Consider the following 5,040-nt stretch of genomic DNA (forward strand, 5'->3'; position numbering starts at 1 on the left):
CTGATGAATGAGAGCCGCTATCCCTGGTTCATTCTGGTGCCGGAACGGGCGGGGGTGGGGGAGATTCACCAGCTATCCGACGCCGACCAAATCCAGTGGTTGCGGGAGTCTTCCCGCTTGTCCCGGGCGCTGGCCGAGCTATTCCAAGCCGACAAAATGAACGTCGCCGCCATCGGCAACCTCGTGCCGCAGCTTCATGTGCATCATGTGGTGCGCTACCGGAATGACCCCGCGTGGCCCGCGCCGGTGTGGGGAAAGTTCGAGCCGCTGCCTTATGCGGCGGGGCGGGTGGCCGAGATTCGGGCGAAGATCGGCGGGGCGGGTTTGGTCGGGTTGAAAGTTTTGTAGGGTGGGCATGTATGTATTCATGCCCACCGATTCTTGGCTCAGTCAGGGCAGGGCGGATAAGCGGAGCGCATCCGCCGCCTTGGTTGGGTGGATGCGCTCCGCTTATCCACCCTACGTCACTACGTCACTTTTGGCTCGTAGTCCCGCCTTCAGGCGGTGATTTGCCGCCTGAAGGCGGGACTACGAACGCTTTAAGGCTTTAAGCCATTGGTTCCGGTGGGCATGGGCAACATGCCCACCCTACGGAAATCACCACTCACCCCAACTCCCGCACCACAATCGCCGCGCCCCCCAGCGGGCTTTTCTCGATGGTCAGCCTGCCCCCGTAAGCCCGCACGATTGAGTTCACAATGGCGAGGCCCAGCCCATGCCCCGGCACGGTCGGGTCGGCCCGCTCGCCCCGCTTGAGCAACCGGTCGGCCAGATCGTCGGGGATGCCGGGACCGTCATCCTCGATCCGCAATTCCAAGCCGCCGTTCTCCGCCACCCGCGCCCCCAACTCCACCCGGCCCCGGCTCCACTTGAAAGCGTTCTCGGCCAGATTGCCGAGGATTTCCAGCAAGTCGCCCTCGTCGCCCCGGAACACCAGTTCGGAACTGACCTCCATCCGGCAGGCGATGCGCTTGTCGGCGTAGACCTTGCCGAGCGCCGAGATAATCTGCCGGGCCTTCTCGGACACGGCCACCGGCGGGGCCAGATGGCTGCGCCCGGACGCCGCCGCCCGCTTGAGTTGGTATTCGATGATGCGGTTCATGCGCTCGATCTGCTCCGCCGCCACGGCCTTGTTTTCGGCGTCCGGGGCGGATTCGGGCAGGGCACCACGCAACACCGCCAGCGGGGTTTTCAGGCTGTGGGCCAAGTCGCCCAGGGCGTGACGGTAGCGGGCCAAGTGCGATTCGGCTTGATCGAGCAGGGCGTTGAGGTTGTCCGTCAGGCCGTGCAACTCGCGGGGATAGTGCCCGGTCAGCCGCTCCGTCCGGCCCGCCTCGATGCTGCGGATGTCGGCGGCGACCCGCCGCAGTGGCGCGAGGGTCCGGCGCAGGATGACCACTTGCAACAGCAGCAAGGCCAGCGCGGCGGCACCGAACCAGCGCCACAGCTTGCGGCGGACCTCGTTCATCTGGTGGTAGTAGTAGCTTTCCTTGTCGTCCAGGGTCTCGGCGATTTGCAGCCGGTGGATGATGGGATTGCGGGCCTTGGGCTTGAGGTAGGCGACCTTCACGCTCAGCACGTAGAGTTGCGTGCCGTTCGGCATTTCCATCGGGTCCAGGCGGGCGGTCCAGAACTCCGGCAATGCGGGCCAGGGGATTTCGATGTCCTTGGCGGAATCCGACAGCCATTCCGGCGTGCTGGAATTTTGCCGGGTGACGATGGCGTACAACCCGGAACCCGGCTGGGTGAAGCGGTCGTTGAGGGTTTGCGGCAGGGTCTTCAAGCCGTCGAGGTGGTCGGTCTCGATGCTGGCCTTGAGGATGTCGGCGTAGCCCTGCATCCGGTCGCGCATGACGGCCTCGGCGCTGTCCTCGAAGGCTTCGTCCAGCACCAGCCCGGTGGCGAACAGGAACAGGGCCAGCACAGCGCTGGCGATGAGCAGCGCCCGCGCTTGCAGGGAATAGCCTGGCGCGGCGGATTGGGTTTCGATGGGGGTCACGTTAAGGGATTGGCTGTTGTATAGGGTGGGAGCGGGCTTTAGCCCGCGACAGATCGTGGGCTAAAGCCCACTCCCACGGTGCCATCGACACCCACCCACAAGCGTTACCGCCCATAGCTGAGGTCTTTAATCAGGATCAACCGGCCATTCTCGAACAGCAGCCATTGCATGAACCGATTGGGGCCGAAGTTGTAGGTCCATTCCTCGATCTCCACGGGCGTTGTGATAGCCGCTCCGAGACCCGGAGCGGGGTAGCCCGGTGCGCCGATGGACAGGGTGCGGTATTCGACCCGGCGATCCACGAAGCTGGGCGGGCCGCAGCGTTGCAGCACTTCGATCTTGAGCAGCCGCTCGTAAACCAGCTCGTTGCCGCAGTAGAAAGCAGGGGCGGGCGTCGCGACCAGAAGGCTCAACAGGCCGAGCGCCGGAATGATGCGGGGCAGATGGCGATGGCGAATCGCGGCGGTCACCGCGCATTCCCGTTGGGCGCGGGGGCGCGCTCCAGCGTGAAGCGGTAGCCCCGGCCCCGCAGGGTCTCGATGGGTTTCAGGCGGTTGTCCGGGTCCAGCTTCTTGCGCAGGCGGGCGATGAAGACCTCGATGACATTGCTGTCCAGGTCGAAATCCTGATCGTAGACGTGTTCGGTAAGGGCGGTCTTGGAAATGACCTGCCCGGTGTGCAGCATGAGGTATTCAAGGATTTTGTATTCCTGGGCGGTTAGGTCCACCGGGTGCCCCGCCACGCTCACCGACTGAGCGCCGATGTCCAGCGCCACCGGCCCGCATTGCAGCATGGGCTGGGCGATGCCCACCGAGCGCCGCAGCAGGGCTTTCACCCGCGCCAGCAGCTCCTCGAAATGGAAGGGCTTGACCAGATAATCGTCGGCGCCCGCGTCCAGACCTTCCACCTTGTCCTGCCAGCGGCCCTGGGCGGTCAGTATCAGGATGGGGAAGGCAATCCCCGCGCTCCGCCAGCGCTTGATGACCTCGATGCCGGACATGCCGGGCAGGCCGAGATCGACGATGGCGAGATCGAAGGGATGCTCGTTTCCTAAGAACCAGCCCTCGTGGCCGTCCGCGCCTGCATCCACCGCATAGCCAGCGGCTTGCAGCCCGGTGCGGAGCTGGGTGCGGAGTTCGGTTTCGTCCTCGATGAGTAGTAATCGCATGGCGGCTATCTTAGCGCGTCTCAGTGGGCGATTTCATGCCCCAGCACCGTGCCCAGCACCGACCCGCCGATGACCGCCGCCGGGTTGCTGTAGCCCACCTGATCCCCGACCACGCCACCGATAATGCCGCCCGCCGCCATGGGGACGATTTCCGAGATGCGCCCGTGATGGCGGTCCCGGTACACGGGGACATCCCGATAGACCGGTACTTCGCGGTACATGACCGGGGGCGGAGCCGGGTAATAGGCCGGAGCCGGGGGATAATAGCCCCGCGCCCAGGGCGGCGGGCCGTGGCGGTGATGGTGGTGATTATCGTAACCATGCCCACCCCAATGCTCATGGTGATGGCCATGTCCATGACCGCGCCAGCCATCGGCGTTGGCGGTTGAAGTTGTGCCCAGGCCGATAATGACCGCTGAGGCGAGGGCGAGGATCGTGCGTTTCATGTCTGTTCTCCTATTGGGTTGGACAATCCGGCGGGGCTTTTTTAGCGGTGTCCCGTGACCGGCGGGACAAAGATTAGGGCGGGCGGGCTGAATGGAAACTGAATGGCCCCCCTATCGCGTATAAGGAATTGGACCGGGACTCCCGGAGAATGGTCCGTATGGATACCTAGGCAGGGATGATCGGCGGCGCGGGGTTGTCTGAAACCAGGGAGTGCCGCGCTTTGAGCCGGCCTTCATGAAAGCGGTTTCGGAAAATTCTTATAGGGAGATAGGGTTATGAAGAAATTGGTCGCTATCTGTTTGATGATGGCCTCGCTGGTGATGACCGCTTGCGATAACAAAGGCACGTCGGGAAGCGGTAGCTCAGGAATGGGCGGACCCGCTGGCGGCGGTGCGGGTGGGAGTGGTGGTTCCAGCGGAACGCCGGGCGGTCCCGCTGGAGGTGGCGGCTCAGGCGGCAACGGCGGAAGCACCCCGTCGGGCGGACGATAAATTCCGTTGATGGCCGTCTTCCAATGGCGGCAAAGGAATAACATCCCGCCAAGGGATGTTATTCCTTACGGGATAGCAATCATTTCCGGCTTCAAAAAATCATTAGTCCCCTTGGCCTTGTGTCTGGCCGTGACCGGCTGCATCGAACTCGGCCCCGGCTACGCCCGCCCCGAAGTGTCCGCCGCCGCCAACTGGCTGGATGTGGGCGACGAAAGACTCAAACCCAAGGCCGGAGAACGGCGCGAATGATGGAAAGTTTTCCATGATCCGACGCCGAATCGGCTCGTCGATCTCGCGTATCGCCAAAATCTACCGCTGCAAGTGGCTGGCGTGAGGATATTGGAAGCGCGGGCGCAACTGGGCATCGCGGTCGGCGAATCCTATCCTCAGTCCCAGCAGATACTTGGGTCGTTGCAGTACAACCGGCTCACCGCGCGAGCCTTACAGGGCCAGTTTTCCCGGATATTCAATTACACCCAATCGCAGCTTGGCTTGGGAGCCGGATTTCTGGGGCCGGTTCCGGCGGGCGGTGGAATCCGCCGACGCCAGCCTGGCGGATTACGACAATACCCTGGTCAGCCTGACCGCCGACGTGGCGACCCATTACATCTTGATTCGCACCGCCGAAAAGCGGCTGGACATCGCCTGCCAGAACGTGGGAACCCAGCGGGAGAGCCTCCGTATCGCCGAGGCCCGCTTCCAGGGCGGCACCACTTCGCTGCGGGACGTGGAGCAGGCCCGCACGGTGCTGGCGAGTACCGAAGCCACGATTCCAGCCTTGGAAATCTCGCAGCGCCAAGCGGTCAATGCTCTCGGTGTGCTGCTGGGTCAACTGCCTAGGCGCATGGAAGGTATCGTTATCCGACATGTTCGATTGGCGCGGCCGGTTCGGGTCCATCGGCCCGACGCTGCGAACGGGCGGATGAGTGGTGGGC

Annotated in this window: 7 protein-coding genes; 3 read left to right on the forward strand and 4 right to left on the reverse strand. The window is 63.7% G+C overall.

Going from position 1 to position 5,040, the window contains the following annotated elements:
- Nucleotides 1–348 (forward strand): HIT domain-containing protein (locus ACXWUF_RS18235; RefSeq protein ID WP_458496031.1); only part of this gene is annotated, 348 nt, incomplete at its 5' end.
- Between the two features lie 256 nt (nt 349–604).
- On the opposite strand, the gene ACXWUF_RS18240 is transcribed toward ACXWUF_RS18235, so the two are convergent.
- The 4 genes from ACXWUF_RS18240 to ACXWUF_RS18255 form a co-directional block, all read right to left on the reverse strand.
- On the reverse strand, nt 605–1,999 hold the full coding sequence (locus ACXWUF_RS18240; protein WP_458496032.1) for an ATP-binding protein: 1,395 nt from the start codon (nt 1,997–1,999) through the stop codon (nt 605–607).
- Between the two features lie 104 nt (nt 2,000–2,103).
- Nucleotides 2,104–2,469 (reverse strand): DUF2845 domain-containing protein, encoded by a 366-nt coding sequence (locus tag ACXWUF_RS18245; RefSeq protein ID WP_458496033.1) that lies wholly within the window; start codon nt 2,467–2,469, stop codon nt 2,104–2,106.
- The gene (locus ACXWUF_RS18250) at nt 2,466–3,167 is read right to left on the reverse strand and encodes a response regulator transcription factor (protein WP_458496034.1); all 702 of its coding nucleotides are present in this window, start codon (nt 3,165–3,167) and stop codon (nt 2,466–2,468) included. The genes ACXWUF_RS18245 and ACXWUF_RS18250 overlap by 4 nt, the downstream gene beginning before the upstream one ends.
- Nucleotides 3,168–3,187: 20 nt before the next feature.
- Nucleotides 3,188–3,613: a hypothetical protein gene (locus ACXWUF_RS18255; protein ID WP_458496035.1), complete on the reverse strand. Its 426-nt coding sequence runs from the start codon at nt 3,611–3,613 to the stop codon at nt 3,188–3,190.
- 501 nt (nt 3,614–4,114) lie between these two features.
- Between ACXWUF_RS18255 and ACXWUF_RS18260 the strand changes: the two genes are divergently transcribed.
- Entirely contained in the window at nt 4,115–4,354 is a 240-nt protein-coding gene (locus ACXWUF_RS18260) for a hypothetical protein (RefSeq protein ID WP_458497277.1), read from the forward strand.
- Between the two features lie 238 nt (nt 4,355–4,592).
- A partial coding sequence (locus ACXWUF_RS18265) for a TolC family protein (protein WP_458496037.1) occupies nt 4,593–5,040 on the forward strand: 448 nt, incomplete at its 3' end.

Source organism: Methylomagnum sp. (assembly GCF_054333355.1).

Coding starts and splice junctions, on each gene's coding strand:
- ACXWUF_RS18250 (WP_458496034.1), bottom strand. CDS start 3,167: ATGCGATTACTACTCATCGAGGACGAAACCGAACTCCGCACCCAGCTC.
- ACXWUF_RS18255 (WP_458496035.1), bottom strand. CDS start 3,613: ATGAAACGCACGATCCTCGCCCTCGCCTCAGCGGTCATTATCGGCCTG.
- ACXWUF_RS18260 (WP_458497277.1), top strand. CDS start 4,115: ATGGCCGTCTTCCAATGGCGGCAAAGGAATAACATCCCGCCAAGGGAT.